Origin of the sequence: Enterobacter cloacae complex sp. S2 (assembly GCF_015159675.1) — a bacterium.
GTDB lineage: Bacteria > Pseudomonadota > Gammaproteobacteria > Enterobacterales > Enterobacteriaceae > Enterobacter > Enterobacter intestinihominis.
This window is the reverse complement of the sequence record NZ_JADDTS010000036.1, coordinates 62,974-88,469: the sequence shown is the minus strand read 5'-3', so window position 1 is coordinate 88,469 and position 25,496 is coordinate 62,974. Positions and strand designations below refer to the sequence as shown.

The following is a 25,496-nucleotide window of genomic DNA, read 5'->3' as shown; positions in this document are numbered from 1 at the left end:
GGAGAGTAAAATGAAGTTTGTTGATGAAGCGACGATTCTGGTCGTGGCAGGTGATGGCGGTAACGGTTGTGTAAGCTTCCGCCGTGAAAAATATATTCCTCGTGGCGGTCCTGACGGCGGTGACGGTGGGGACGGTGGCGACGTGTGGCTGGAGGCGGATGAAAACCTCAACACGCTGATCGACTACCGTTTCGAAAAATCTTTCCGCGCCGAACGTGGGCAGAACGGCCAGAGCCGCGACTGTACCGGTAAACGCGGTAAAGACGTGACGATCAAAGTGCCGGTAGGTACGCGTGTCATCGATCAGGGCACGGGCGAAACCATGGGTGATATGACCAAACACGGTCAGCGCCTGATGGTGGCGAAAGGCGGCTGGCACGGTCTGGGTAACAGCCGTTTCAAATCTTCCGTTAACCGTACCCCGCGTCAGAAAACCATGGGTACCCCGGGTGATAAGCGCGACCTGCAACTGGAACTGATGCTGCTGGCGGATGTGGGGATGCTGGGTATGCCAAACGCCGGTAAATCGACGTTTATCCGTGCGGTCTCTGCGGCGAAACCAAAAGTGGCGGATTATCCGTTTACGACACTGGTACCGAGCCTGGGCGTTGTCCGTATGGATAACGAGAAGAGCTTCGTGGTCGCTGACATCCCGGGTCTGATTGAAGGGGCAGCAGAAGGCGCCGGTCTGGGGATTCGCTTCCTGAAGCACCTTGAGCGTTGTCGCGTACTGTTGCACCTCATCGACATCGATCCAATCGACGGTTCCGATCCGGTTGAAAACGCCCGTATCATTATCGGTGAGCTGGAGAAATACAGTGAAAAACTGGCGCAAAAACCGCGCTGGCTGGTATTTAACAAGATCGACCTGATGGATAAAGCGGAAGCTGAAGCGAAAGCTAAAGCGATTGCCGAAGCGATGGGTTGGGAAGATAAGTACTACCTGATCTCTGCCGCCAGCCAGGTTGGCGTGAAAGATCTCTGCTGGGATGTGATGACCTTTATCATCGAGAATCCGGTTGTTCAGGCAGAAGAGGCGAAACAGCCTGAAAAAGTTGAATTCATGTGGGATGACTACCACCGCCAGCAGCTCGAAGAGCTGGAAGCGGATGAAGATGATGAAGACTGGGACGATGACTGGGATGAAGACGACGAAGAAGGCGTCGAGTTCATCTACAAGCACTAACCTCAGTATAAAGCCCCTTAACGGGGCTTTTTTTTATCCTATTTTCGCCGGTAACCAACAGCTGGCGATGAGGCCGCCCTCAGCGCCGTTCTCCAGCGTTAAATAGCCATGATGGAGCTGAACGATACGCTGTACGATGCTCAGCCCAAGGCCGCTGCCGCCGTAGCGCTGGTCGAGACGTCGGAAAGGTTCGGTGATCGACTGGCGGTGTGCCTCATCAATACCCGGCCCCTGATCGGTAACGCTCACCCGGGTACCGCTCTCCGTCGCTGTTAATGCCACTTCAATGGTTGTGCCTGCCGGGCTGTAGCGGGCGGCATTCTCCAGAAGGTTCCTTAGCATCAGACGTAACAGGACGGCGTCCCCCTGAACCGTCAGCGCGCTGTGGGCCGGCCATATCACCGTATGCTCTCTGGCTTCATGCTCCAGGCTAAGCGGAGCAATGATCGTCTCAGTCCAGTTCACGGTATCGTAATGGCCGCTGGCCATCGCCTGTCCGGCACGCGCCAGCATCAGCAACTGTTCCACCGTGTGCATCAACTGATCGATCCGGTTTATCAGTGGCGTGGCCTGCGGGGAACCGGACTGAGCCATCAGTTCCAGATGGAGCCTGATCCCCGCAAGCGGCGTACGTAACTCGTGTGCCGCATCGGCGGTAAACAGGCGTTCCTGTTGAATAGTGTGGTCCAGCCGGGCGAGGAGTTGGTTGAGGGACGTGGTTACTGCGCCTATCTCTTCCATATCAGAATACATCGGCAGGGGAGTCAGATTATCCGCCGAACGGTTCGCAAGGCTGGCGCGAAGTTTGTTGAGTGGTCGGGTGATCCAGGTGACGGCCCAGAATGAGAAGAGCAGGGTAAAACCGACCATCACCAGAGAAGGGACTAGCAGGGAGGCAATGGCTTCGCGGATCTCTTTTTCGACATGGTTGTTGCGCGCTTTCGCAGACAACGTTTCATTCACCAGAAAACCGATTTGCTCGCGGCTCTCATGCCACAGCCAGACTACGCTAACCAGTTGAAAAAATAGCAGTATAACCGCCAGCAACACCATTAATCGCCGGCGCATACTGTTCATTTCTGGCTCTCCAGACGGTAACCCACGCCACGTACGGTTTTGATGCGATCTTTACCGAGCTTGCGGCGCAGATTATGAATGTGAACTTCAAGCGTGTTTGATCCTGGATCGTCCTGCCAGGAGTAGATGTCCTGTTGCAGCGTTTCACGGTGCACGGTCTGCCCGCTGCGCATGATCAGACGCGTCAGCAGAGCGAACTCTTTTGGGGTCACTTCCACAGGCTGAGACTGGCGCAGCACCTGCTGAGTTTGCAGATTGAGGGTGATATCCCCGTCCGTCAGCAGGTTGTCGCTGTGGCCCTGATAGCGGCGGATTAACGCCCGTACGCGAGCCTGTAGCTCGGCAAGGGCGAAGGGTTTTACCAGATAATCGTCAGCGCCAGAATCCAGCCCGTTAATTCTGTCTTCAATGGCATCGCGGGCGGTAAGAATCAATACGGGATTCTCCACTCCGCGACGACGCCACTGGCAGAGCAGCGTCGCGCCGTCTTTATCCGGCAGTCCCAAATCCAGGATCACAAGGCTGTATTCTCCGCTCTGGATCAAGGCATCTGCTTCAGCCGCCGTGGCGGCACAATCCAGGGCGTAGCCCTCATTCCCCAGTGCCAGCGCTAACCCTTCCTGTAATAACAGATCGTCTTCAACTATCAGTAGTTTCATCGCTAGTTATTCTGGTAGATGTCCTTATAGAGCCTGCTTTCGAAACGCACCAGTGGAATACGACGATTGCGCTGGTCAGCCGGTTCGACGGCATAGCCGGAAAGATACTGCACAAAGGCCATGCGTTGCCCGCTGGCTGTCGTGATAAAACCGGCAAGGTTGTAAACGCCTTGCAGGGAACCCGTTTTGGCTGACACTTTGCCATCCACGCCTGCAGCGTGAAGGCCCGCACGGTACTGAAGTGACCCATCGTGTCCGGCGAGCGGCAGCATTGTAATAAAGTTTAGCTCAGCGTCATGCTGAGCGATGTACTGCAACACCTGCATCATGGTGGCCGGTGAGATCAGGTTATGGCGCGATAAACCAGAACCGTCGACAGCGATCGTATTGCCCAGATCGATACCCGCCTGCTGGCGCAGGATCTGACGTACGGCATCAGAACCGGCCCGCCAGGTTCCTGGCACACCAAAGCGCGCGTGCCCGATCATACGGAACACCGTGTCGGCAATCATGTTATCCGACTTTTTCAGCATAATCTTAAGCAAATCATGCAGTGGCGCGGACTGTTTACTGGCAATCACCGTGCCTGGTTCATTCACCTGCGTCTGGCGCAGCAGCGTTCCGGTGTAGGTTATGCCCGCCTGCTTCAGTTCATCTTTAAAAATGGCACCGGCATAGCCTGCGCCATCCTGAATGGCAAAGGCCAGCGGGAGGGGATCGGCCCGCTGGGTCAGGCAGCCGGTGAGCGTATAGCGATTGAGATCGCCCGGTACCACGTCGAGCTCACAATACTGTGCCTCCGGGGAGCCTTTCGCCAGCGTCCGCACCTGGCTGAACATCGTGACCGGGTAGTAAGACGCCACGCGGATAAACGCTAAGTCATTGGGTTTTGGCGCGCTGTAAAGCGATACGGAGAAGCAGTTACGGTCAACGATGGCGGCGGCTGGCGGGGCGCTAAAGCACTGCGTCATGTCGTTCCATGGCCAGCCAGGCGCTTTATCGTGGCTGGCGAAAATGGAGGTGTCGATCAGCACGTTGCCATCAATTTTTGTTACGCCGGATTTTTTCAGTACCGCCACCATGTTGCGGACATCCTGGCGCTTAAAGGTGGGATCGCCACCAAAACGGGCGATAAGATCGCCTTTCAGTTCGCCACCCTCAACGTTACCTCTGGTTTCAAGGGTGGTAGTAAAACGGAAGTCAGGCCCGAGCTGGAGCAGGGCGGCGAGGGCAGTGATCACCTTCTGGGTACTGGCAGGCAGCGCCATCTGTTGACTGTGATAGTCAATCTCGGGAGCCTGCGCGCCAACCTTCTGCACCATCAGGGCAAGGTTCGCGCCGGCGGGCAGTTGATTAATGTACTCATCAACATTCGCGGCCTGAACGGTGAACGTTATACTGGTAGTCAATCCGATGATAAAACTGGAAAATCGCATAATCTCGCGCTAACAACCCGAAAACAAACCGTCATACTACGGTGCATGGCACTGTAAAGTAAACGATGACCCATAGTGAACTTCGCGGTAAAATGCGTATCAAATTGAAAAATTGCTGCTGACCTGGGGCGTTGCTCCCGGGTCGGTTTTCTTTTTGCTTCTGGCCTGTTCAGGTGGGCTGGAGCAGGGAACACTGCTCCCAACAGGAATGTTTAAGAGGTATAACAAATGCAAGCTATTCCGATGACCTTACGTGGTGCCGAAAAACTGCGCGAAGAGCTGGATTTTCTGAAATCCGTACGTCGCCCTGAAATCATCGCCGCTATCGCGGATGCGCGTGAGCATGGCGACCTGAAAGAGAATGCTGAATACCACGCGGCGCGTGAGCAGCAGGGTTTCTGCGAGGGGCGTATCAAAGATATCGAAGCGAAACTGTCCAACGCGCAGGTTATCGATATCACTAAAATGCCAAACAACGGTCGCGTGATCTTCGGCTCTACCGTCACCGTCCTGAATCTGGACAACGACGAAGAGCAAACCTATCGCATCGTGGGTGATGATGAAGCGGACTTCAAACAGAACCTGATTTCGGTGAACTCCCCGATTGCTCGCGGCCTGATTGGCAAAGAGCAGGATGATGTTGTGACTATCCGCACCCCAGGTGGCGAAGTGGAATACGAAATTATTAAGGTTGAATACCTGTAATTCGCTTCTCTTCTAAGATGTTGATACATTGTAAAGAAAAGAAAAAGGCCGCATAGCGGCCTTTTATCAACTCAAGGAGCATGGCATTTTGCTCGCCTGCTGAAAGAAATCCCTCGTTTCACACAGAAAATGTGTTTGATTCAGGATATCCTTAACGTGGCAGCGAGATTTTGCGCTCTTTAGATGGGCGATAGAGCACCAGCGTTTTACCGATGACCTGTACATTACAGGCGCCGGTTTCGCGCACGATGGCTTCCACGATCAGGTTTTTAGTGTCTCTGTCTTCAGAGGCGATTTTCACCTTGATCAGCTCGTGGTGTTCCAGCGCTTGTTCAATCTCGGCAAGCACCCCTTCGGTCAAACCATTGTTGCCAAGCATCACTACAGGCTTGAGCGGATGTGCCAGACCTTTAAGGTGCTGTTTTTGTTTAGTACTCAGATTCATCGTATATTTTTGCTTACGTTGGGATTGAAAACGGTTCATTCTACCGCCATCTCCCTAATATCGCCAAATAGCTGCGTAGAAATTTACGTCACAGGCAAGTAACGATGAACCAGGACGGAAATGTTAAATGACAGGTAAAAAGCGTTCTGCCAGCTCCAGCCGCTGGCTTCAGGAACACTTTAGCGATAAATATGTTCAACAGGCGCAGAAAAAGGGGTTACGTTCCCGCGCCTGGTTTAAACTTGATGAAATACAGCAAAGTGACAAACTTTTTAAACCGGGAATGACGGTGGTCGACCTCGGTGCGGCACCTGGCGGATGGTCCCAGTATGCGGTTACGCAGATCGGCGGAACGGGCCGAATCATCGCATGCGATCTTTTACCAATGGATCCCATCGTCGGTGTCGACTTCCTTCAGGGCGACTTTCGTGATGAATTAGTGCTTAAAGCATTACTTGATCGTGTAGGTGACAGTAAGGTCCAGGTTGTCATGTCGGATATGGCACCAAATATGTGTGGAACACCGGCGGTGGATATCCCCCGCGCCATGTATCTGGTGGAACTAGCGTTAGAAATGTGTCGTGATGTACTAGCGCCTGGTGGTAGTTTTGTTGTGAAGGTGTTTCAGGGCGAAGGTTTCGAGGAGTATCTTAAGGAAATTCGCTCCCTGTTTGCGAAGGTCAAAGTTCGTAAGCCGGACTCTTCCCGGGCCCGTTCCCGTGAAGTGTATATTGTAGCGACCGGGCGAAAATGATAACCGGTAGATTTCAGGCGAAAGTTTGAATGAAACTGGATATAGAGTATCCTGACGCTGTTTTTAACACAGTTGTAATATGAGGTTAATCCCTTGAGTGACATGGCGAAAAACCTAATACTCTGGCTGGTCATTGCCGTTGTGCTGATGTCAGTTTTCCAGAGCTTTGGGCCCAGCGAGTCGAATGGCCGCAAGGTGGATTATTCTACCTTCCTGCAAGAGGTCAATCAGGACCAGGTTCGCGAAGCGCGTATCAACGGACGTGAGATCAACGTTACCAAGAAAGATAGTAACCGTTACACGACTTACATCCCGGTGAACGATCCTAAGCTGCTTGATAACCTTCTGACCAAAAACGTCAAAGTGGTAGGCGAGCCGCCAGAAGAACCAAGCCTGTTGGCTTCTATCTTCATTTCCTGGTTCCCGATGCTGCTTCTTATCGGTGTCTGGATCTTCTTTATGCGCCAGATGCAGGGCGGTGGTGGCAAAGGTGCCATGTCGTTCGGTAAGAGCAAGGCGCGTATGCTGACGGAAGACCAGATCAAGACCACCTTTGCTGACGTAGCAGGTTGTGACGAAGCAAAAGAAGAGGTGGGTGAACTGGTTGAATACCTGCGCGAGCCGAGCCGTTTCCAGAAACTGGGCGGTAAGATCCCGAAAGGCGTCCTGATGGTCGGCCCTCCGGGTACCGGTAAAACCCTGCTGGCAAAAGCCATCGCGGGTGAAGCGAAGGTCCCGTTCTTTACTATTTCAGGTTCTGACTTCGTTGAAATGTTCGTGGGTGTCGGTGCATCTCGTGTGCGTGACATGTTCGAGCAGGCTAAGAAGGCAGCACCGTGCATCATCTTCATCGATGAAATCGACGCCGTTGGCCGCCAGCGTGGCGCAGGCCTGGGCGGTGGTCACGATGAACGTGAGCAGACCCTGAACCAGATGCTGGTTGAAATGGACGGCTTTGAAGGTAACGAAGGTATCATCGTTATCGCGGCAACTAACCGTCCAGACGTACTCGACCCTGCGCTGCTGCGTCCAGGCCGTTTCGACCGTCAGGTTGTGGTCGGTCTGCCGGATGTTCGTGGTCGTGAACAGATCCTGAAAGTGCATATGCGTCGCGTACCGCTGGCGCCAGATATCGACGCGGCAATCATCGCGCGTGGTACTCCAGGCTTCTCCGGTGCGGATCTGGCTAACCTGGTCAACGAGGCAGCACTGTTTGCCGCTCGCGGTAACAAGCGTGTAGTGTCCATGGTGGAATTTGAGAAAGCGAAAGACAAAATCATGATGGGTGCGGAACGTCGCTCCATGGTGATGACGGAAGCGCAGAAAGAGTCCACGGCATATCACGAAGCGGGCCACGCGATTATCGGTCGTCTGGTGCCGGAACACGATCCGGTACACAAGGTGACGATCATTCCACGCGGTCGTGCGTTGGGTGTGACCTTCTTCCTGCCTGAAGGCGACGCGATCAGCGCCAGCCGTCAGAAGCTGGAAAGTCAGATTTCAACCCTGTACGGCGGTCGTCTGGCAGAAGAGATCATCTACGGTGCGGAACATGTTTCCACCGGTGCGTCGAACGATATTAAAGTGGCGACAAACCTGGCACGTAACATGGTGACCCAGTGGGGCTTCTCCGACAAACTCGGTCCGCTGCTCTATGCAGAAGAAGAGGGCGAAGTATTCCTGGGCCGCTCCGTGGCAAAAGCGAAACATATGTCCGATGAAACGGCTCGTATCATCGACCAGGAAGTGAAAGCGCTGATTGAGCGTAACTACGCTCGCGCCCGTCAGATCCTGAATGACAATATGGACATCCTGCATTCGATGAAAGATGCGCTCATGAAATATGAGACCATCGATGCGCCGCAGATTGACGACTTGATGGCTCGCCGCGAAGTGCGTCCGCCAGCAGGCTGGGAAGACCCAGGCGCGTCTAACAATTCTGACAACAATGGCACCCCGCGTGCACCGCGTCCGGTCGATGAACCGCGTACGCCAAACCCGGGCAACACCATGTCAGAGCAGTTGGGCGACAAGTAAGTCACTGCTGTTGAAGCGTTTGTCTGTACATCAAACCCTGGAGCGTGCTCCGGGGTTTTTCTTTTTTATATAACCATGCAAATAACAGGGATTTAGCCATGAAACTCTTCGCCCAGGACTCGCATCTCGACCTTTCACATCCGCATGTGATGGGGATCCTGAATGTCACGCCTGATTCCTTCTCTGACGGCGGCACGCATAACTCGCTTATCGACGCGGTTAAACACGCGAATTTAATGATCAACGCGGGTGCCACCATCATTGACGTTGGAGGGGAGTCAACGCGGCCTGGCGCGGCGGAGGTTTCGGTGGAAGAAGAGCTGGCGCGCGTGGTGCCGGTGGTGGAGGCTATCGCCCGGCGCTTTGAAGTGTGGATCTCCGTTGATACCTCCAAACCCGAAGTGATCCGTGAAGTGGCGAGAGTGGGCGCGCACATTATCAATGATATCCGCTCGCTGACCGAGCCGGGCGCAATTGAAGCCGCCGCTGAAACCGGGCTACCGGTGTGTCTGATGCATATGCAGGGCCAGCCTAAGACAATGCAGGAGGCGCCAAAATATGAAGATGTGTTTGCCGACGTCACCCGCTTCTTTATTGAGCATATCGAACGCTGTGAACGTGCGGGTATCGCAAAAGAGAAATTGCTGCTCGACCCGGGCTTCGGTTTCGGTAAAAATCTCTCACACAATTACGCGTTGCTTGCGCGCTTATCAGAGTTTCATCAGTTCGGCCTGCCACTGCTGGTGGGAATGTCGAGAAAATCGATGATTGGTCAGTTGTTGAATGTCGGGCCGAACGAACGTCTGAGCGGCAGTCTGGCCTGCGCGGTGATTGCCGCGATGCAAGGTGCACACATCATTCGCGTCCATGACGTAAAAGAAACAGTAGAAGCCATGCGTGTGGTGGAAGCCACACTGGCAGCGAAGGAAAACAAACGCTATGAGTAATCGTAAATATTTTGGTACCGATGGCATCCGTGGGCGCGTAGGCGATGCGCCAATTACCCCTGACTTTGTCCTGAAGCTGGGCTGGGCGGCGGGTAAGGTACTGGCGCGTCATGGCTCCCGTAAGATCATTATTGGTAAAGATACCCGTATTTCGGGTTATATGCTTGAGTCCGCGCTGGAAGCCGGGCTGGCGGCGGCGGGGCTTTCAGCTTCCTTTACGGGGCCAATGCCGACCCCTGCTGTTGCCTATCTGACTCGTACCTTCCGTGCGGAAGCGGGCATCGTCATTTCAGCTTCTCATAATCCGTTCTATGACAACGGTATCAAATTCTTCTCCATCGACGGCACTAAACTGCCGGATGACGTGGAAGAGGCGATTGAAGCGGAAATGGAGAAAGAGATCACCTGTGTCGACTCCGCTGAGCTGGGTAAAGCCAACCGTATTGTCGATGCCGCAGGCCGCTACATTGAATTCTGCAAAGGCACGTTCCCGAATGAACTGAGCCTGGCACACCTCAAAATTGTGGTGGACTGTGCAAACGGTGCGACCTATCACATTGCGCCGAATGTTTTCCGCGAGCTGGGCGCGAAAGTGATCACCATCGGCTGCGAGCCGGACGGTCTGAACATCAATGAAGAAGTCGGCGCGACAGACGTGCGTGCCTTGCAGGCGCGTGTACTGGCTGAAAAAGCCGATCTGGGTATTGCCCTGGATGGCGATGGCGACCGTGTGATCATGGTTGACCACGAAGGTAACAAGGTCGACGGGGATCAGATCCTCTACATCATTGCGCGTGAAGGCCTGCGTCAGGGGCAACTGCGCGGTGGCGCGGTGGGCACGCTGATGAGCAATATGGGTCTGGAGCTGGCGCTGAAACAGCTGGGCATCCCGTTTGTTCGCGCGAAAGTGGGTGACCGCTACGTGCTGGAAAAACTTCAGGAAAAAGGCTGGCGCATTGGCGCGGAAAACTCCGGCCACGTGATCCTGCTCGATAAAACCACCACCGGTGACGGCATTGTGGCGGCGCTTCAGGTTGTTGCCGCGATGGCGCGTAACCATATGAGCCTGCACGATCTGTGCAGCGGCATGAAAATGTTCCCGCAGATCCTGGTGAACGTGCGTTTCACCGCTGGTAAAGGCGACCCGCTGGAAAATGATAACGTGAAAGCGGTGATGGCAGAGGTGGAAGCGACGCTTGGCAGCCGTGGACGCGTCCTGCTGCGTAAGTCGGGTACCGAGCCGCTGATCCGCGTGATGGTGGAAGGTGAAGACGAAGCGCAGGTAACTGAATTTGCGCACCGCATTGCGGATGCAGTGAAAGCTGCATAATCTTTCAGAATAAGTGTTTAAAAAGGCGGCGTTTGCCGCCTTTGTTTTAAGCAATTAATGGCTTTTTGCTGTTTTTTTCCGCAGTTGATACAATGCCTCGAAAATGCCCTTGCGAAGGTGATTCGCTTTGGTTAGTATTCACACCCGCTTCAGTGGGAAACAAAATCCTGCTAATTGGTCGAAGCATTGGTATGCGGCAAATCCGCAAGGAACAGGTTGATTATGTACGAAGCTCTTTTAGTTATTTTCCTTATTGTAGCCATCGCTCTCGTAGCGCTGATTATGCTGCAGCAAGGTAAAGGCGCTGATATGGGAGCCTCCTTCGGAGCAGGCGCTTCCGGTACGCTGTTCGGTTCAAGTGGTTCTGCGAACTTCATGACCCGTACGACGGCGATTCTGGCTACGCTGTTCTTCATCATCAGTCTGGTGTTGGGCAATATCAATAGCAACAAGACCAGTAAAGGAAGCGAGTGGGAAAACCTGAGCGCGCCAGCAAAAAGTGAGCAAACTCAGCCAGCTGCACCGGCTAAGCCAACCAGCGATATCCCGCAGTAAGTATTCAGTACCGAGGTGGTGGAATTGGTAGACACGCTACCTTGAGGTGGTAGTGCCCTAACGGGCTTGTGGGTTCGAGTCCCATCCTCGGTACCAATATTCCAGAAGAAAGACGTCGCAAGACGTCTTTTTTTTCGTCTGTACATTCTGTGTTTCCGATCTATTGTAGGGCGGGTAAGCGCAGCGCCGCCCGCCGTTTTGCCCGGTGGCGCTGCGCTTACCGGGCCTACGAAGACCACAAAAAAGGCGCCCATTGGGCGCCTTTTACATGTCTTGCTGTCGATTACTTCTTATCGCTGTGTTCCAGGTTCTCAACCTGCGGCAGACCATTACCGGAATTCGCGGAGAGCAGGCCATTCTCAACATAGTTGAACAGCTTCTCACGGGTATCGGTGATGTCCAGGTTACGCATGGTCAGTTGACCGATACGGTCATCCGGAGAGAATACTGACTCACCTTTCTCCATGGTCAGACGCTCTGCTTTATAGGTCAGGTTGTCAGACACGGTATTGAGGATGGAGTAATCATTGCCGCGACGCAGTTCCAGCGTCACTTCGCCGGTGATTGCGCTCGCCACCCAACGTTGCAGGGCGTCACGCAGCATCAGCGCCTGTGGATCAAACCAGCGACCCTGATACAGCAGTTTGCCCAGCTGACGGCCATGAGCGTGATACTGCTCAATGGTGTCTTCGTTGTGAATACCGGTCAGCAGACGCTCGTAAGCGATGTGCAGCAGCGCCATCCCCGGAGCTTCGTAAATGCCACGGCTTTTCGCTTCGATGATACGGTTTTCGATCTGATCGCTCATACCCAGACCGTGACGACCGCCGATGCGGTTTGCTTCCAGCATCAGTTCAACATCGTCTGAGAAGGTTTTACCGTTCAGGGCAACCGGATGACCGCGTTCGAAACGCACGGTCACTTCTTCCGCCGGGATCTTCACGTTCTCATCCCAGAATTTTACGCCCATGATCGGGTTAACAATTTTTACGCTAGAGTTCAGGAATTCCAGGTCTTTCGCTTCGTGCGTCGCACCCAGCATGTTGGAGTCGGTTGAGTAGGCTTTCTCAACGGACATCTTATAGTCAAAGCCGCAGGCAATCATAAACTCAGACATTTCATGACGGCCACCCAGTTCGTCGATGAAGTCGGTATCCAGCCACGGTTTGTAGATCTGCAACTCGGCGTTGGTCAGCAGACCGTAACGATAGAAACGTTCAATATCGTTGCCTTTATAGGTACTGCCATCACCCCAGATGTTCACGCCATCTTCTTTCATGGCGGCGACCAGCATGGTGCCGGTGACAGCACGACCCAGCGGAGTGGTATTAAAATAGGTCAGGCCGCCGGTAGTGTTATGAAAAGCACCGCACTGGATAGCGGCAATGCCTTCAGCGACCAGTTGCTTACGGCAGTCAATCAGACGTGCGTTCTCTGCGCCATACTCCATGGCACGACGAGGGATCGCGTCATAATCTTCCTCGTCCGGCTGACCCAGGTTCGCAGTATATGCATACGGAACCGCTCCCTTCTGGCGCATCCACAGCAGTGCAGCGCTGGTATCCAGGCCGCCTGAGAAAGCGATGCCAATACGTTGTCCTACCGGAAGATGCTTGAGAATCGTCGTCATAGAATAAAACCCTGCTTGATTGACTGTTTAGAGACCGCTTTCGCTCTCTTGTGCATTTTTATGCAAAATAAGTGAGTATTCATTTAATCATCTTTTGTCGAAGACCGGAAGAGACTCGTGCGTTTTTTGTAAAAAATTTGGTCTGTTCTGTCTGGCAGAAGCTGGGTTGACAGGTGGGGTCAACTATCAATATACTAAACGCCGATTTTACGTCCCGTCTTCGGTACCAAATCCCAGCATTATTTGCAAATTCTGTCCAAAACGCGTAGAATTTGCCACGTTTCAGGCGCGGGGTGGAGCAGCCTGGTAGCTCGTCGGGCTCATAACCCGAAGGTCGTCGGTTCAAATCCGGCCCCCGCAACCACTTTCCTATAAAGTTCTTTTTCAAATATACTGTGAAGACTTAGAGCCTTCGTAGCTGGATTTGAAAAAATTCTTTCGGAAAGTGCTCCAGGCCACAGTTGTGGCTATAGGGTTCAGTTATCTAAAGCCCCGATTTATCGGGGTTTTTTGTTATCTGACTACAGAATAACTGGGCTTTACGCCCTTTTTTTATGTCTTGGGGGTGGGCTTGTCCACATTAGAGCAAAAATTAACAGAGATGATTACTGCACCGGTCGAAGCACTGGGCTACGAACTGGTCGGCATCGAATTCGTTCGCGGCCGCACATCGACGCTGCGCATCTATATTGATAGTGAAGATGGCATCAATGTTGATGATTGTGCTGATGTCAGCCACCAGGTGAGTGCGGTTCTTGATGTTGAAGATCCGATTACCGTTGCGTACAACCTGGAAGTTTCCTCACCTGGCCTCGATCGTCCGATGTTCACGGCCGAGCACTATGTGCGCTTTACCGGTGAAGAAGTGGCTCTCGTTCTGCGTATGGCCGTACAGAACCGCCGTAAATGGCAGGGAATTATCAAAGCCGTTGATGGTGAAATGATCACGGTGACAGTCGAAGGCAAAGATGAAGTGTTCGCGCTGAGTAATATCCAGAAGGCGAATCTGGTTCCCCACTTTTAACAGTCTGGATTGAGGTGAAAAGCCCGCGATGAACAAAGAAATTTTGGCTGTTGTTGAAGCCGTCTCCAACGAGAAATCACTGCCGCGTGAGAAGATTTTCGAAGCGCTGGAAAGTGCACTGGCTACAGCAACCAAGAAAAAATACGAACAAGAGATCGATGTTCGCGTAGAAATCGATCGTAAAAGCGGTGACTTCGATACATTCCGTCGTTGGGTAATCGTTGAAGAAGTGACCCAACCGACCAAAGAGATCACACTGGAAGCGGCACGTTTTGAAGACGAAAGTCTGAACGTGGGTGACTACGTTGAAGATCAGATTGAATCTGTCACCTTCGACCGTATCACCACCCAGACCGCGAAGCAGGTTATCGTGCAGAAAGTTCGCGAAGCCGAGCGCGCGCTGGTTGTCGATCAGTTCCGCGATCAGGAAGGCGAAATCATCACTGGCGTGGTGAAGAAAGTGAACCGCGATAACATCTCTCTGGAGATCAAATCCGAAGGGCTGCCGGGTAACGCTGAAGCCGTTATCCTGCGTGAAGACATGCTGCCGCGTGAAAACTTCCGCCCAGGCGACCGTATTCGTGGTGTGCTGTATGCCGTACGTCCTGAAGCACGTGGTGCACAGCTGTTCGTGACGCGTTCTAAACCAGAAATGCTGGTTGAACTGTTCCGTATCGAAGTGCCGGAAATCGGCGAAGAAGTTATCGAAATCAAAGCGGCGGCCCGCGATCCGGGCTCCCGTGCGAAAATTGCGGTGAAAACCAACGACAAGCGTATCGACCCGGTCGGTGCTTGCGTCGGTATGCGTGGCGCACGTGTTCAGGCGGTTTCTACCGAACTGGGCGGCGAGCGTATTGATATCGTTCTGTGGGACGACAATCCGGCGCAGTTCGTGATCAACGCAATGGCACCGGCTGATGTGGCGTCTATCGTTGTTGACGAAGACAAACACACCATGGATATCGCTGTAGAAGCGGGCAACCTGGCGCAGGCGATTGGCCGTAACGGTCAGAACGTACGTCTGGCGTCACAGCTGAGCGGCTGGGAACTCAACGTGATGACCGTTGATGACCTTCAGGCCAAGCATCAGGCTGAAGCCCACGCGGCGATCGATACCTTCACCAAATACCTGGACATTGACGAAGACTTCGCCACTGTGCTGGTTGAAGAAGGTTTCTCTACGCTGGAAGAACTGGCCTACGTGCCAATGAAAGAGCTGCTGGAAATTGACGGTCTGGATGAACCAACCGTTGAAGCCCTGCGTGAACGCGCTAAAAACGCACTGACCACCCTGGCGCTGGCTCAGGAAGAAAGCCTTGGCGATAAGAAGCCGGCTGATGACCTGCTGAATCTGGAAGGTCTTGATCGTGCGATTGCGTTCAAGCTGGCTGCCCGTGGTGTTTGTACGCTGGAAGATCTCGCTGAGCAAGGCGTTGATGACCTGGCTGATATCGAAGGTTTAACCGACGAGAAAGCCGGCGAACTCATCATGGCCGCACGTAATATTTGCTGGTTCGGCGACGAAGCGTAATAAACTGTAGCAGGAAGGAACAGCATGACTGATGTAACTGTAAAATCGCTGGCTGCTGAGATTCAGACCTCCGTGGACCGCCTGGTACAGCAATTTGCTGATGCAGGGATCCCGAAGGCCGCTGATGACTCGGTGACCGCGCAAGAAAAACAAACCTTGTTAGCGCACCTGAACCGTGAACACGGCTCTACGCCTGACAAGTTAACGCTGCAGCGCAAAACGCGTAGCACGTTGAACATCCCTGGTACCGGTGGCAAAAGCAAATCGGTACAAATTGAAGTCCGCAAGACGCGCACCTTTGTAAAACGTGATCCGCAAGAGGCAGAACGCCTTGCTGCGGAAGAGCAGGCACAGCGTGAAGCGGAAGAACAAGCTCAGCGTGAGGCAGAAGCCACTGCCAAACGCGAAGCAGAATTAAAAGCTGAACGTGAGGCCGCAGAAAAAGCGAAACGCGACGCCGGTGAAAAAGCGAAGCGTGACGCTGCGGAAAAAGACAAAGTGAGCAATCAACAGACCGACGAAATGACCAAAACTGCCCAGGCTGAAAAAGCCCGCCGTGAAAATGAAGCTGCCGAGCTGAAGCGTAAAGCGGAAGAAGAAGCCCGCCGCAAGCTTGAAGAAGAAGCTCGCCGCGTCGCCGAAGAAGCGCGTCGCATGGCAGAAGAAAACGAGAAGAACGGTGTGAATACCGCTGAACCAACTGAAGACAACAGCGATTATCACGTAACCACTTCTCAGCATGCGCGCCAGGCAGAAGACGATAACGACCGTGAAGTTGAAGGTGGTCGTGGCCGTACTCGCAGTACAAAAGCGGCGCGTCCTGCGAAAAAAGGTAACAAGCACGCTGAATCTAAAGCTGACCGTGAAGAAGCACGTGCAGCGGTTCGCGGTGGTAAAGGCGGTAAGCGTAAAGGTTCCGCTCTGCAGCAGGGCTTCCAGAAGCCAGCTCAGGCCGTTAACCGTGATGTTGTGATCGGCGAAACCATCACCGTTGGCGAACTGGCTAACAAGATGGCGGTGAAAGGCTCTCAGGTCATCAAAGCGATGATGAAGCTGGGCGCAATGGCCACCATCAACCAGGTCATCGACCAGGAAACCGCACAGCTGGTTGCCGAGGAGATGGGCCACAAAGTTATCCTGCGTCGTGAAAACGAGCTGGAAGAAGCAGTAATGAGCGACCGTGATACGGGCGCAGCGGCTGAACCGCGCGCACCGGTTGTGACCATCATGGGTCACGTTGACCACGGTAAAACCTCTCTGCTTGACTACATTCGTTCTACTAAGGTTGCCTCCGGCGAAGCGGGTGGTATTACCCAGCACATCGGTGCTTACCACGTAGAAACCGAAAACGGCATGATCACCTTCCTGGATACCCCAGGCCACGCAGCGTTTACCTCAATGCGTGCTCGTGGTGCTCAGGCAACGGATATCGTTGTTCTGGTTGTTGCTGCCGATGATGGCGTGATGCCACAGACCATTGAAGCTATCCAGCACGCGAAAGCGGCGCAGGTGCCTTTGGTTGTTGCAGTCAACAAAATCGATAAGCCAGAAGCCGATATGGATCGCGTTAAGAACGAACTGTCACAGTACGGCGTTATGCCGGAAGAGTGGGGCGGTGAAGCGCAGTTCATCCCTGTATCTGCAAAAGCAGGTACCGGTATCGACGACCTGCTGAACGCTATCCTGCTTCAGGCTGAAGTTCTGGAGCTGAAAGCGGTTCGTAAAGGTATGGCGAGCGGTGCGGTAATCGAATCCTTCCTGGATAAAGGTCGTGGTCCGGTTGCAACCGTTCTGGTTCGCGAAGGTACTCTGCACAAGGGCGACATCGTTCTGTGTGGTTTCGAATACGGTCGCGTTCGTGCGATGCGTAACGAACTGGGTCAGGAAGTGCTGGAAGCGGGTCCGTCCATCCCAGTGGAAATCCTCGGCCTGTCCGGTGTTCCGGCTGCCGGTGACGAAGTAACCGTGGTACGTGACGAGAAGAAAGCACGTGAAGTGGCGCTGTATCGTCAGGGTAAATTCCGTGAGGTGAAACTGGCTCGCCAGCAGAAATCTAAACTCGAGAACATGTTCGCCAACATGACTGAAGGCGAAGTTCACGAAGTGAACATCGTTCTGAAAGCGGACGTACAGGGTTCTGTGGAAGCGATCTCCGACTCCTTGCTGAAACTGTCTACCGACGAAGTGAAAGTGAAGATCATCGGTTCTGGCGTAGGTGGTATCACCGAAACTGACGCAACCCTGGCAGCCGCGTCCAACGCTATCCTGGTTGGCTTCAACGTTCGTGCTGACGCATCTGCGCGTAAAGTTATCGATGCTGAAAGCCTGGATCTGCGTTACTACTCCGTCATCTATAACCTGATTGACGAAGTGAAAGCAGCGATGAGCGGCATGCTGTCTCCTGAGCTGAAACAGCAGATCATCGGTCTGGCTGAAGTACGTGATGTGTTCAAATCACCGAAATTCGGTGCGATCGCGGGCTGTATGGTTACCGAAGGGACCATTAAGCGTCACAACCCAATCCGCGTACTGCGCGACAACGTGGTTATCTACGAAGGTGAGCTGGAATCCCTGCGCCGCTTCAAAGATGACGTTAACGAAGTTCGTAACGGCATGGAATGTGGTATCGGTGTTAAGAACTACAACGACGTTCGCGTTGGCGATATGATCGAAGTGTTCGAGATCATCGAAATTCAGCGTACCATCGCGTAATCTTCGTCAACTGAAGATTAATTAGCGTAGGCCGGGTAAGCGAAGCGCCACCCGGCAGTAATTTTAAAAAGGGGCTTAAGCCCCTTTTTTGTCTGGAGAATTTATTATGGCGAAAGAATTTGGTCGCCCACAGCGCGTCGCGCAGGAGATGCAGAAAGAGATCGCTCTCATTCTGCAACGTGAAATCAAAGATCCACGCGTGGGGATGATGACCACCGTGTCTGGCGTGGAAATGTCCCGCGACCTGGCGTACGCCAAAGTGTTTGTGACATTCCTGAATGACCAGGATGAAGACGCCGTGAAGAACGGCATTAAAGCGCTGCAGGAAGCCTCTGGTTTCATCCGCTCTCTGCTTGGCAAAGCGATGCGTCTGCGTATTGTGCCGGAGCTGACCTTCTTCTACGACAACTCGCTGGTTGAGGGTATGCGTATGTCCAACCTGGTGACCAGCGTGGTGAAACATGACGATGAGCGTCGTGTTAACCCGGCGGACGACAGCAAGGAGGACTGATGAGTCGTCCTCGTCGTCGCGGTCGTGACGTGCATGGCGTGCTGTTGCTGGATAAACCACAGGGCGCATCCAGCAACGACGTGCTGCAAAAAGTAAAGCGTATTTATAACGCCAATCGCGCGGGGCACACCGGCGCGCTGGATCCGCTGGCAACCGGGATGCTCCCGATCTGCCTGGGTGAAGCGACAAAGTTTTCCCAGTATCTGCTGGATTCCGATAAGCGCTACCGCGTGATTGCCAAACTGGGCCAGCGCACGGACACTTCCGATGCGGATGGTCAGGTCGTTGAAGAGCGCCCGGTAACCTTCAGCGCAGAGCAACTTGATGCGGCGCTGGAGAGCTTCCGGGGCGACACAATGCAGGTGCCGTCGATGTATTCGGCGTTGAAATATCAGGGCAAGAAGCTTTACGAATATGCGCGTCAGGGCATTGACGTTCCGCGTGAAGCCCGTCCGATTACCGTGTATGAGCTGTTGTTCATTCGCCACGAAGGTGATGAGCTGGAGCTGGAAGTGCACTGCTCGAAAGGGACCTACATCCGCACCATCATTGACGACCTCGGTGAAAAGCTGGGCTGCGGCGCGCATGTGATTTATCTGCGTCGTCTGGCGGTCAGCAAGTATCCGGTCGAACGTATGGTAACGCTTGAGCATCTGCACGCCCTGGCTGAACAGGCGCAAGCGCAGGGAATTGCGCCGGCAGATCTGCTGGATCCGCTGCTGATGCCAATGGACAGTCCGGCAGCAGATTTCCCGGTTGTTAATCTTCCTTTAACATCGTCCGTTTACTTTAAGAACGGAAACCCGGTCCGCACAACGGGGGCGCCGCTTGAGGGCCTGGTCCGTGTGACGGAAGGGGAGGAAGGCAAGTTTATCGGGATGGGCGAAATGGACGGTGAAGGGCGCGTTGCCCCGCGTCGTCTGGTCGTCGAATACCCGGTCGAAGCGTGACGGTGATAACGCCTCACCTTGCGATAAGCAGGGGAGACGAGTAGAATATCGCCGCTTAACGCCTGGTAAATTGTTTAACAATCTGCGGGGCGTACATGGGATAGCTGAATTAGAGATCGGCATCCTTACATTCTTTATACTTTGGAGTTTGAAAATGTCTCTAAGCGTTGAAGCTAAAGCTAAAATCGTTTCTGAGTTTGGTCGTGGTACTAACGACAGCGGTTCTACCGAAGTTCAGGTTGCACTGCTGACTGCACAGATTAACCACCTGCAGGGTCACTTTGCAGAGCACAAAAAAGATCACCACAGCCGTCGTGGTCTGCTGCGTATGGTTTCTCAGCGTCGTAAACTGCTCGACTACCTGAAGCGTAAAGATGTTGCACGCTACACCGCGCTGATCGAGCGTCTGGGTCTGCGTCGCTAATTCTTGCGAGTTTCAGAAAAGGGGGCCTGATGGCCCCTTTTTTCAACCAGACGGCAGCAATTCAGGGGAAACTATTGTATTGTTGCTATAAATGATCTTCATTGCAGAGGTTCGCGCGGCTAATGAGAGGCTTCACCCATGGGGGTGTCGGTTGTCATTAGTCGCGAGGATGCGAAGAAGGTCGGGTTAAATCGTCAGCACACCTGAGGTGTGCTTTCAAACATTTAAGAAAGGACAGAATTTTGCTGAATCCGATCGTTCGTAAATTCCAGTATGGTCAGCATACCGTCACGCTGGAAACCGGCATGATGGCTCGTCAGGCTACTGCTGCGGTAATGGTAAGCATGGATGACACTGCTGTATTCGTTACCGTAGTTGGCCAGAAAAAAGCTAAACCAGGTCAGGACTTCTTCCCACTGACCGTGAACTACCAGGAGCGTACCTACGCTGCCGGTAAAATCCCGGGTGGCTTCTTCCGTCGTGAAGGCCGTCCAAGCGAAGGCGAAACCCTGATCGCGCGTCTGATTGACCGCCCGGTTCGTCCGCTGTTCCCGGAAGGTTTCGTCAATGAAGTGCAGGTTATCGCAACCGTTGTTTCCGTTAACCCACAGGTTAACCCGGACATCGTAGCGATGATCGGTGCGTCTGCTGCCCTGTCACTGTCTGGTATCCCATTCAATGGCCCAATCGGTGCCGCGCGCGTCGGTTACATCAACGACCAGTACGTGCTGAACCCAACTCAGGAAGAGCTGAAAGAGAGTAAGCTGGATCTGGTTGTTGCCGGTACTGAAGCAGCAGTTCTGATGGTTGAATCTGAAGCAGAACTGCTGAGTGAAGACCAGATGCTGGGCGCAGTGGTCTTCGGCCACGACCAGCAGCAGATTGTTATCCAGAACATCAACGACCTGGTGAAAGAAGCCGGTAAACCACGTTGGGACTGGCAGCCAGAAGCGGTAAACGACGCGCTGAACGCACGCGTAGCTGCACTGGCAGAATCTCGTCTGAGCGATGCATATCGCATTACAGACAAACAGGAGCGTTATGCTCAGGTTGACGTGATCAAAGATGAAACCATCGCAACCCTGATCGCGGAAGACGAAACGCTGGACGCTAACGAGCTGAGCGAAATCCTGCACGCTATCGAGAAAAACGTTGTTCGTAGTCGCGTACTGGCAGGCGAGCCGCGTATTGATGGCCGTGAAAAGGACATGATCCGTGGTCTGGATGTGCGTACTGGCGTGCTGCCACGTACTCACGGTTCCGCGCTGTTCACCCGTGGTGAAACCCAGGCGCTGGTTACCGCTACCCTGGGTACTGCACGTGACGCACAGAACATCGATGAACTGATGGGCGAGCGCACTGACAGCTTCCTGTTCCACTACAACTTCCCTCCGTACTCTGTGGGCGAGACCGGTATGGTTGGCTCACCGAAGCGTCGTGAAATTGGTCACGGTCGTCTGGCGAAGCGCGGCGTGCTGGCAGTAATGCCAGAAGCAGACAAATTCCCGTACACCGTACGTGTCGTGTCTGAAATCACTGAATCCAACGGTTCTTCTTCCATGGCTTCCGTGTGTGGTGCCTCTCTGGCGCTGATGGATGCAGGCGTGCCGATCAAAGCCGCCGTTGCGGGTATCGCAATGGGTCTGGTGAAAGAAGGCGACAACTACGTTGTTCTGTCTGACATTCTGGGTGACGAAGATCACCTGGGTGATATGGACTTCAAAGTGGCGGGTTCCCGCGACGGTATCTCTGCCCTGCAGATGGATATCAAAATTGAAGGTATCACCAAAGAGATCATGCAGGTTGCTCTGAACCAGGCTAAAGGTGCGCGTCTGCACATTCTGGGCGTGATGGAACAGGCTATCAACGCACCACGCGGTGATATCTCTGAATTCGCTCCGCGTATTCACACCATCAAGATCAATCCAGACAAGATCAAAGATGTTATCGGTAAGGGCGGTTCTGTTATCCGTGCACTGACCGAAGAAACGGGCACCACCATCGAAATCGAAGATGACGGTACTGTGAAAATCGCAGCAACCGACGGTGAGAAAGCGAAATATGCTATCCGCCGTATCGAAGAGATTACAGCAGAAATCGAAGTGGGCCGTATCTACAATGGTAAAGTGACCCGTATCGTTGACTTTGGTGCATTCGTTGCCATCGGTGGTGGTAAAGAAGGTCTGGTACATATCTCTCAGATCGCTGACAAGCGCGTTGAGAAAGTGACCGATTACCTGCAAATGGGTCAGGAAGTACCGGTGAAAGTTCTGGAAGTTGACCGCCAGGGCCGTATCCGTCTGAGCATTAAAGAAGCAACCGAGCAGTCTCAGCCTGCTGCGGCGCCGGAAGCTCCGGCTGCCGAACAGCAAGGCGAGTAAGGTTGCCATTTGCCCTCCGCTCAGGCGGAGGGCTTATTATCAGGCAGGACGCCTTGTTAAGCCGCCGGGGGACAGGACGTTCATCCAATAGTTGTCTTCGGGAGTGGGAAATGAAGCCTTTTTTGCGCTGGTGTTTCGTTGCGACAGCTTTAACGCTGGCAGGATGCAGCAACTCTGCCTGGCGTAAGAGCGAAGTCCTCGCAGTGCCATTGCAACCGACTTTGCAGCAGGAAGTGATTCTGGCACGCATGGAACAAATACTTGCCAGTCGGGCTTTAACCGATGACGAACGCGCACAGCTTTTATATGAGCGCGGAGTGTTGTATGATAGTCTCGGTCTGAGGGCATTAGCGCGAAATGATTTTTCACAAGCGCTGGCAATTCGACCTGATATGCCTGAAGTATTCAATTACTTAGGCATTTATTTAACGCAGGCAGGCAATTTTGATGCTGCCTATGAAGCGTTTGATTCTGTACTTGAGCTTGATCCAACTTACAACTACGCGCACTTGAATCGCGGTATCGCATTGTATTACGGCGGTCGTGATAAGTTAGCGCAAGATGATCTGCTGGCGTTTTATCAAGACGATCCTAATGATCCTTTCCGCAGCCTGTGGCTTTACATCGTTGAGCAGAAGCTCGATGAGAAGCAGGCCAAAGAAGCACTGAAACAGCGCTTCGAGAAATCGGACAAGGAACAGTGGGGATGGAACATTGTCGAGTTCTACCTGGGCAACATTAGCGAAGCAACGCTGATGGAACGCCTCAAGGCGGACGCAACGGATAACACCTCGCTCGCTGAGCATCTCAGTGAAACCAACTTCTATTTAGGTAAGTACTACCTAAGTCTGGGGGATATGGACAGCGCTACGGCACTGTTCAAATTAGCGGTTGCTAACAACGTACATAACTTCGTTGAGCACCGTTATGCATTGTTGGAATTATCGCTCTTGGGCCAGGAGCAAGACGACCTGGCAGAATCGGACCAGCAATAGCTGACGACATAAACATCAGCCCGTAATCTTTTGATTGCCATCACCTTCACTGGTGAGGGCGTTGTTGTTCGTCAATACACCTAATTTGAGCCGGTTCACACTTTTCAATGAAAATTGCTAATCATTTTCACGATGAGCTAAGTAGACTGGCCGCCATTAATATCGAGGCACTTGTACTACATGGCTGAATTCGAAACCACTTTTGCAGATCTGGGCCTGAAGGCTCCTATCCTTGAAGCCCTTAACGATCTGGGTTACGAAAAACCATCTCCGATCCAGGCTGAGTGTATCCCACACCTGCTTTCTGGTCGTGACGTGCTGGGCATGGCCCAGACCGGTAGCGGTAAAACCGCAGCATTCTCGCTGCCGCTGCTGAACAACATTGATCCGGACCTGCGTGCACCGCAGATCCTCGTCCTGGCTCCAACCCGTGAACTGGCTGTTCAGGTTGCTGAAGCAATGACGGAATTCTCTAAACATATGCGCGGCGTAAACGTGGTAGCCCTGTACGGCGGCCAGCGTTATGACGTGCAGTTACGCGCCCTGCGCCAGGGCCCACAGATTGTTGTCGGTACGCCGGGCCGTCTGCTGGATCACCTGAAGCGCGGTACCCTGGACCTCTCTAAGCTGAGCGGCCTGGTACTGGATGAAGCAGATGAAATGCTGCGTATGGGCTTCATCGAAGACGTTGAAACCATCATGGCGCAGATCCCGGAAGGTCATCAGACCGCTCTGTTCTCTGCAACCATGCCAGAAGCGATCCGTCGCATTACCCGCCGCTTCATGAAAGAGCCGCAGGAAGTGCGTATTCAGTCCAGCGTGACCACTCGCCCGGACATCAGCCAGAGCTACTGGTCTGTATACGGCATGCGCAAAAACGAAGCGCTGGTCCGTTTCCTGGAAGCGGAAGATTTTGATGCGGCGATTATCTTCGTACGTACCAAAAACGCGACCCTGGAAGTGGCTGAAGCGCTGGAGCGTAGCGGCTACAATAGCGCAGCGCTGAACGGCGACATGAACCAGGCGCTGCGTGAGCAGACTTTGGAGCGTCTGAAAGACGGTCGTCTGGATATCCTGATTGCAACCGACGTGGCAGCACGTGGTCTGGACGTTGAGCGTATCAGCCTGGTTGTAAACTACGATATCCCAATGGACTCCGAGTCTTACGTTCACCGTATCGGCCGTACCGGTCGTGCGGGGCGTGCGGGCCGTGCGCTGCTGTTCGTTGAGAACCGCGAGCGTCGTCTGCTGCGTAACATTGAACGCACCATGAAGCTGACCATTCCAGAAGCTGAGCTGCCAAACGCAGAACTGCTGGGCAAACGCCGTCTGGAAAAATTCGCCGCGAAAGTACAGCAGCAGCTGGAAAGCAGCGATCTGGATCAGTACCGTGCGCTGCTGTCCCAGATCCAGCCTGTCGCTGAAGGCGAAGAGCTGGATATGGAAACTCTGGCCGCAGCACTGCTGAAAATGGCGCAGGGCGAACGTAGCCTGATCGTGCCACCTGATGCACCGATGCGTCCTAAGCGTGAGTTCCGTGACCGTGACGATCGTTTCGAACGTCGTGGCGACCGTAACGACCGTGGTCCACGCGGTGACCGTCCAGAGCGTGGTGGTGAAGACCGTCCACGTCGCGAGCGTCGTGACGCTGGCGAAATGGAACTGTATCGCATTGAAGTGGGCCGTGATGATGGTGTTGAAGTTCGTCACATCGTTGGCGCGATCGCTAATGAAGGCGACATCAGCAGCCGTTACATCGGTAACATCAAGCTGTTCGGTTCACACTCAACGATCGAGCTGCCAAAAGGCATGCCGGGCGAAGTACTGCAGCACTTTACTCGCACCCGCATTCTGAACAAGCCAATGAACATGCAACTGATGGGTGATGCACAGCCTCGCTCTGACCGCGGTGGCGAACGCCGTGGCGGTGGTCGCAGCTTCGGTGGCGAGCGTCGTGAAGGCGGTCGTAGCGAAGGTCGCACTGGCGAACCTCGTCGTTTCTCCGGCGAGCGCCGTGAAAATCGTGGCCCACGCCGCGAAGAAGGCACCAGCCGTCGTCGTTTCGGTGACGCGTAAGCCTTTTCGCTTTTGACGTAAAGTAAAATATACAGCCCCGATAGTTGTTATCGGGGCTTTTTTTATTCCTTTTGTACTCTTGTACTGGTACAGTGCGTCACATTAAAATGCACACCACATTTTTGACTGGA

Annotated in this window: 22 protein-coding genes and 2 tRNA genes; 19 read left to right on the top strand and 5 right to left on the bottom strand. The window is 53.6% G+C overall.

Annotated features, from left to right (window positions below; genetic code table 11):
- Window positions 1–10 precede the first annotated feature (10 nt).
- The gene (gene cgtA, locus IPZ49_RS16585; RefSeq protein WP_046620879.1) at window positions 11–1,186 is read left to right on the top strand and encodes an Obg family GTPase CgtA; all 1,176 of its coding nucleotides are present in this window, start codon (window positions 11–13) and stop codon (window positions 1,184–1,186) included.
- A 33-nt stretch (window positions 1,187–1,219) separates the two neighbouring features.
- On the opposite strand, the gene pmrB is transcribed toward cgtA, so the two are convergent.
- The 3 genes from pmrB to dacB are packed head-to-tail and all read right to left on the bottom strand — an operon-like array spanning window position 1,220 to window position 4,358.
- Complete coding sequence (gene pmrB, locus IPZ49_RS16580) at window positions 1,220–2,263, bottom strand: two-component system sensor histidine kinase PmrB (protein WP_046620878.1); 1,044 nt, start codon at window positions 2,261–2,263, stop codon at window positions 1,220–1,222.
- Window positions 2,260–2,922, bottom strand: coding sequence for a two-component system response regulator PmrA (gene pmrA, locus IPZ49_RS16575; protein WP_003861819.1), 663 nt, complete (start codon window positions 2,920–2,922; stop codon window positions 2,260–2,262). The genes pmrB and pmrA overlap by 4 nt, the downstream gene beginning before the upstream one ends.
- 2 nt (window positions 2,923–2,924) lie before the next feature.
- On the bottom strand, window positions 2,925–4,358 hold the full coding sequence (gene dacB, locus IPZ49_RS16570) for a serine-type D-Ala-D-Ala carboxypeptidase (RefSeq protein WP_003861817.1): 1,434 nt from the start codon (window positions 4,356–4,358) through the stop codon (window positions 2,925–2,927).
- 228 nt (window positions 4,359–4,586) lie between these two features.
- Between dacB and greA the strand changes: the two genes are divergently transcribed.
- The gene (greA, locus tag IPZ49_RS16565; RefSeq protein WP_014171793.1) at window positions 4,587–5,063 is read left to right on the top strand and encodes a transcription elongation factor GreA; all 477 of its coding nucleotides are present in this window, start codon (window positions 4,587–4,589) and stop codon (window positions 5,061–5,063) included.
- A gap of 151 nt (window positions 5,064–5,214) precedes the next feature.
- Here the strand turns inward: greA and yhbY are convergent, their stop codons facing one another.
- The gene (yhbY, locus tag IPZ49_RS16560; protein ID WP_003861814.1) at window positions 5,215–5,508 is read right to left on the bottom strand and encodes a ribosome assembly RNA-binding protein YhbY; all 294 of its coding nucleotides are present in this window, start codon (window positions 5,506–5,508) and stop codon (window positions 5,215–5,217) included.
- Between the two features lie 127 nt (window positions 5,509–5,635).
- Here yhbY and rlmE point away from each other — a divergent pair, with 127 nt between their 5' ends.
- The 6 genes from rlmE to IPZ49_RS16530 all read left to right on the top strand — a co-directional run bounded on the left by rlmE (window position 5,636) and on the right by IPZ49_RS16530 (window position 11,227).
- Entirely contained in the window at window positions 5,636–6,262 is a 627-nt protein-coding gene (rlmE, locus tag IPZ49_RS16555; protein ID WP_003861812.1) for a 23S rRNA (uridine(2552)-2'-O)-methyltransferase RlmE, read from the top strand.
- A gap of 102 nt (window positions 6,263–6,364) precedes the next feature.
- Entirely contained in the window at window positions 6,365–8,299 is a 1,935-nt protein-coding gene (gene ftsH, locus IPZ49_RS16550; protein ID WP_003861810.1) for an ATP-dependent zinc metalloprotease FtsH, read from the top strand.
- A gap of 98 nt (window positions 8,300–8,397) precedes the next feature.
- Complete coding sequence (folP, locus tag IPZ49_RS16545) at window positions 8,398–9,246, top strand: dihydropteroate synthase (protein WP_022649520.1); 849 nt, start codon at window positions 8,398–8,400, stop codon at window positions 9,244–9,246.
- On the top strand, window positions 9,239–10,576 hold the full coding sequence (gene glmM / locus IPZ49_RS16540; protein WP_003861804.1) for a phosphoglucosamine mutase: 1,338 nt from the start codon (window positions 9,239–9,241) through the stop codon (window positions 10,574–10,576). The genes folP and glmM overlap by 8 nt, the downstream gene beginning before the upstream one ends.
- A 222-nt stretch (window positions 10,577–10,798) precedes the next feature.
- Entirely contained in the window at window positions 10,799–11,131 is a 333-nt protein-coding gene (gene secG, locus IPZ49_RS16535; RefSeq protein WP_022649519.1) for a preprotein translocase subunit SecG, read from the top strand.
- A 9-nt stretch (window positions 11,132–11,140) separates the two neighbouring features.
- Window positions 11,141–11,227 (top strand) — tRNA-Leu (locus IPZ49_RS16530).
- A gap of 187 nt (window positions 11,228–11,414) precedes the next feature.
- On the opposite strand, the gene argG is transcribed toward IPZ49_RS16530, so the two are convergent.
- A complete protein-coding gene (gene argG, locus IPZ49_RS16525) occupies window positions 11,415–12,761 on the bottom strand; it encodes an argininosuccinate synthase (protein ID WP_022649518.1) in 1,347 nt (448 codons plus the stop codon).
- A 287-nt stretch (window positions 12,762–13,048) separates the two neighbouring features.
- On the opposite strand from argG, the gene IPZ49_RS16520 reads away from it, so the two are divergent.
- From IPZ49_RS16520 to IPZ49_RS16470, 11 genes are all read left to right on the top strand, one after another.
- Window positions 13,049–13,125 (top strand) — tRNA-Met (locus IPZ49_RS16520).
- A gap of 207 nt (window positions 13,126–13,332) precedes the next feature.
- Window positions 13,333–13,785, top strand: coding sequence for a ribosome maturation factor RimP (rimP, locus tag IPZ49_RS16515; RefSeq protein ID WP_014833432.1), 453 nt, complete (start codon window positions 13,333–13,335; stop codon window positions 13,783–13,785).
- Window positions 13,786–13,813: 28 nt separating this feature from the next.
- Window positions 13,814–15,316 carry a transcription termination factor NusA gene (gene nusA / locus IPZ49_RS16510; RefSeq protein ID WP_003861798.1) on the top strand — a complete coding sequence of 501 codons (1,503 nt, stop codon included), beginning with the start codon at window positions 13,814–13,816 and terminating at the stop codon, window positions 15,314–15,316.
- A 24-nt stretch (window positions 15,317–15,340) separates the two neighbouring features.
- A complete protein-coding gene (infB, locus tag IPZ49_RS16505; RefSeq protein WP_022649517.1) occupies window positions 15,341–18,028 on the top strand; it encodes a translation initiation factor IF-2 in 2,688 nt (895 codons plus the stop codon).
- Window positions 18,029–18,134: 106 nt separating this feature from the next.
- Window positions 18,135–18,539 (top strand): 30S ribosome-binding factor RbfA, encoded by a 405-nt coding sequence (rbfA, locus tag IPZ49_RS16500; protein ID WP_003861793.1) that lies wholly within the window; start codon window positions 18,135–18,137, stop codon window positions 18,537–18,539.
- Window positions 18,539–19,489 (top strand): tRNA pseudouridine(55) synthase TruB, encoded by a 951-nt coding sequence (truB, locus tag IPZ49_RS16495; protein ID WP_023298718.1) that lies wholly within the window; start codon window positions 18,539–18,541, stop codon window positions 19,487–19,489. Before rbfA ends, truB begins: the two co-directional genes overlap by 1 nt.
- 154 nt (window positions 19,490–19,643) lie before the next feature.
- Window positions 19,644–19,913: a 30S ribosomal protein S15 gene (rpsO, locus tag IPZ49_RS16490; protein WP_003861789.1), complete on the top strand. Its 270-nt coding sequence runs from the start codon at window positions 19,644–19,646 to the stop codon at window positions 19,911–19,913.
- 242 nt (window positions 19,914–20,155) lie between these two features.
- Window positions 20,156–22,294: a polyribonucleotide nucleotidyltransferase gene (gene pnp / locus IPZ49_RS16485; RefSeq protein WP_063146521.1), complete on the top strand. Its 2,139-nt coding sequence runs from the start codon at window positions 20,156–20,158 to the stop codon at window positions 22,292–22,294.
- Window positions 22,295–22,404: 110 nt separating this feature from the next.
- On the top strand, window positions 22,405–23,289 hold the full coding sequence (gene nlpI / locus IPZ49_RS16480) for a lipoprotein NlpI (RefSeq protein ID WP_003861782.1): 885 nt from the start codon (window positions 22,405–22,407) through the stop codon (window positions 23,287–23,289).
- 107 nt (window positions 23,290–23,396) lie between these two features.
- Complete coding sequence (gene yrbN / locus IPZ49_RS16475; protein WP_097397692.1) at window positions 23,397–23,477, top strand: protein YrbN; 81 nt, start codon at window positions 23,397–23,399, stop codon at window positions 23,475–23,477.
- Window positions 23,470–25,365 carry a DEAD/DEAH family ATP-dependent RNA helicase gene (locus tag IPZ49_RS16470; protein ID WP_022649514.1) on the top strand — a complete coding sequence of 632 codons (1,896 nt, stop codon included), beginning with the start codon at window positions 23,470–23,472 and terminating at the stop codon, window positions 25,363–25,365. Before yrbN ends, IPZ49_RS16470 begins: the two co-directional genes overlap by 8 nt.
- The last annotated feature ends 131 nt before the right edge of the window (window positions 25,366–25,496 follow it).

Coding starts and splice junctions, on each gene's coding strand:
- rpsO (WP_003861789.1), top strand. CDS start 19,644: ATGTCTCTAAGCGTTGAAGCTAAAGCTAAAATCGTTTCTGAGTTTGGT.
- greA (WP_014171793.1), top strand. CDS start 4,587: ATGCAAGCTATTCCGATGACCTTACGTGGTGCCGAAAAACTGCGCGAA.
- argG (WP_022649518.1), bottom strand. CDS start 12,761: ATGACGACGATTCTCAAGCATCTTCCGGTAGGACAACGTATTGGCATC.
- cgtA (WP_046620879.1), top strand. CDS start 11: ATGAAGTTTGTTGATGAAGCGACGATTCTGGTCGTGGCAGGTGATGGC.
- glmM (WP_003861804.1), top strand. CDS start 9,239: ATGAGTAATCGTAAATATTTTGGTACCGATGGCATCCGTGGGCGCGTA.
- ftsH (WP_003861810.1), top strand. CDS start 6,365: ATGGCGAAAAACCTAATACTCTGGCTGGTCATTGCCGTTGTGCTGATG.
- folP (WP_022649520.1), top strand. CDS start 8,398: ATGAAACTCTTCGCCCAGGACTCGCATCTCGACCTTTCACATCCGCAT.
- yrbN (WP_097397692.1), top strand. CDS start 23,397: ATGAAAATTGCTAATCATTTTCACGATGAGCTAAGTAGACTGGCCGCC.
- truB (WP_023298718.1), top strand. CDS start 18,539: ATGAGTCGTCCTCGTCGTCGCGGTCGTGACGTGCATGGCGTGCTGTTG.
- secG (WP_022649519.1), top strand. CDS start 10,799: ATGTACGAAGCTCTTTTAGTTATTTTCCTTATTGTAGCCATCGCTCTC.
- IPZ49_RS16470 (WP_022649514.1), top strand. CDS start 23,470: ATGGCTGAATTCGAAACCACTTTTGCAGATCTGGGCCTGAAGGCTCCT.
- dacB (WP_003861817.1), bottom strand. CDS start 4,358: ATGCGATTTTCCAGTTTTATCATCGGATTGACTACCAGTATAACGTTC.
- nlpI (WP_003861782.1), top strand. CDS start 22,405: ATGAAGCCTTTTTTGCGCTGGTGTTTCGTTGCGACAGCTTTAACGCTG.
- nusA (WP_003861798.1), top strand. CDS start 13,814: ATGAACAAAGAAATTTTGGCTGTTGTTGAAGCCGTCTCCAACGAGAAA.
- infB (WP_022649517.1), top strand. CDS start 15,341: ATGACTGATGTAACTGTAAAATCGCTGGCTGCTGAGATTCAGACCTCC.
- pmrA (WP_003861819.1), bottom strand. CDS start 2,922: ATGAAACTACTGATAGTTGAAGACGATCTGTTATTACAGGAAGGGTTA.
- yhbY (WP_003861814.1), bottom strand. CDS start 5,508: ATGAATCTGAGTACTAAACAAAAACAGCACCTTAAAGGTCTGGCACAT.
- rlmE (WP_003861812.1), top strand. CDS start 5,636: ATGACAGGTAAAAAGCGTTCTGCCAGCTCCAGCCGCTGGCTTCAGGAA.
- pmrB (WP_046620878.1), bottom strand. CDS start 2,263: ATGAACAGTATGCGCCGGCGATTAATGGTGTTGCTGGCGGTTATACTG.
- rbfA (WP_003861793.1), top strand. CDS start 18,135: ATGGCGAAAGAATTTGGTCGCCCACAGCGCGTCGCGCAGGAGATGCAG.